The following is a 1,979-nucleotide window of genomic DNA, read 5'->3' as shown; positions in this document are numbered from 1 at the left end:
TCACAAAACGGCCGTGCTGCTGGAATGTAGCGTGGTGTCAGGGGGGATCTTGGGGGGCGCCACGGAGGATGAAATCGCGCGTATTCGTCGTTATGCCCGCTGTGTTGGACTGTTATTTCAGGTGGTGGATGACATCCTGGATGTCACAAAATCCAGCGAAGAGCTTGGCAAGACCGCGGGCAAAGACCTTCTGACGGATAAGGCTACATACCCGAAATTGATGGGCTTGGAGAAAGCCAAGGAGTTCGCAGCTGAACTTGCCACGCGGGCGAAGGAAGAACTCTCTTCTTTCGATCAAATCAAAGCCGCGCCACTGCTGGGCCTCGCCGATTACATTGCGTTTCGTCAGAACTGAGAATTCGTGAGCGCTGACCTCGGCGCATCGGCGCCGGCGGCGGTCGAGCCGGTGCCCACTGGGCGGGCCGACACCGCCGAGAGCCTGGTCGCGGAGCTGATCCGCGTGCCCGCCGGGCAGGTGTCGCCATCGCTGTACGAGACAGCCCGGCTGGTCAGCCTGGCCCCGTGGTTGACCGGTCACGCCGAACGCGTGCGGCACCTTCTCACCAGCCAGCGTCCCGACGGTGGGTGGGGACCACCCGAGGGCTACGCCCTGGTGCCGACGGTGAGCGCGACCGAGGCGCTCCTCGCCGAGCTGCGCACCGCACCCGCCGCCGAGCCGCTGATCCGGGCCACCGACGCCGGCCTAACCGTCCTCACGCGGTGGCTCAGCGCCCCGCGGTCCCTTCCCGACACACCGGCGATCGACCTCATCGTGCCGGCACTCGCCACGGCCATCAACCGACGCCTCGTCGAGGCGGATCTGCCGTCGGCGCTGGGGCACTGGCGTGCCGCCGCGCGCCTTCGCCTCCCCGCGGGTATGGACGACCGTCGCCTCGCCGCGGTCCATGGTCTGATCGGCGCCGGTGCTGCTCTGCCGGAGAAGGTGCTGCACGCCCTGGAAGTGGTCGGTAGCGCGGCGCACGGCGTCCGAGGGGTGCGTCCCACCAGGTCGGGCATCGTGGGAGCGTCGCCGGCGGCCACGGCCGCATGGCTGGGGTCACCCGCCGGAGGGCACCGCCACCCGGGCGCGAGCGCGTATCTGGAACGCGTCGTTCGCCAGCATGATGCTCTCGCGCCCTGCGCGACACCGATCACGGTCTTCGAGCGGGCCTGGGTGGTCGCCACCCTTTCCCGCGCGGGCCTCGCCGTGACCCAGGCAGCGGACCTGATCCCCGGTCTGATCGCCGACCTGACCTCGGTCGGGACCTGCGCCGGGCCTGGGCTCCCGCCGGATGCCGACACCACCGCCGTGACGCTGTACGCCCTCGCGCACCTCGGGTTCAGCGTCGACCTGGAGTGTCTGTGGCGGTACGAGACGCCGGACGGCTTCTGCACGTGGCCCGGCGAGGACGGCTTCTCCCTGTCCACCAACGCCCACGTGTTGGACGTCGTGGGGCTGATCCTCACCATCGACCCGGACGCCGATCGGCGTCACGTCACGGCGGCCCGTCGCCTGGCGGACGCGCTGCGGCAGCGCCAACAGGCGGACGGCAGCTGGCAGGATCGCTGGCACGCGTCCCCGTACTACGCCACCATGTGTTGCGCCCTGGCGCTGGCCGGCTTCCCCGGTCCGGGTACCGCCGTCACGTCGCTCGCCCGAGCCGCGAGCTGGATCGTCGACACTCAGCGCGCGAACGGTTCGTGGGGTAGGTGGAAGGGAACCGTGGAGGAGACGGCCTACGCGGTGCAGGTCCTCGCCACCGTGGGCCGCGGCCGGCCCGGCGCTGACGAGGCCATCCGACGCGGCCACGCCTATCTCACCGAGGGTACGACGGCGCACGACCCCGGGCCGCCGCTGTGGCACGACAAGGACCTGTACCGACCCGCCATGATCGTCCGTGCGGCTGTGGTGGCCGCTCGGCACCTCGCGGGCGCCGCCGGCCCCGCGACGGCCTGAAAGCTTGCGGCCGCATAATGCT

At 70.0% G+C, this 1,979-nt stretch carries 2 protein-coding genes; both read left to right on the top strand.

From position 1 onward, the window contains the following. Nucleotides 1-355 (top strand): polyprenyl synthetase family protein (locus tag HW130_RS35145; RefSeq protein ID WP_177153818.1); only part of this gene is annotated, 355 nt, incomplete at its 5' end. A 6-nt stretch (nt 356-361) separates the two neighbouring features. Further along, nucleotides 362-1,957: a prenyltransferase/squalene oxidase repeat-containing protein gene (locus tag HW130_RS35140; RefSeq protein WP_167734133.1), complete on the top strand. Its 1,596-nt coding sequence runs from the start codon at nt 362-364 to the stop codon at nt 1,955-1,957. The last annotated feature ends 22 nt before the right edge of the window (nt 1,958-1,979 follow it).

The organism is Streptomyces sp. PKU-EA00015 (assembly GCF_013387495.1).
GTDB lineage: Bacteria > Actinomycetota > Actinomycetes > Streptomycetales > Streptomycetaceae > Streptomyces.
Note: the sequence above shows the minus strand (reverse complement) of the source record. Positions and strands in the feature narration are given on the sequence as shown.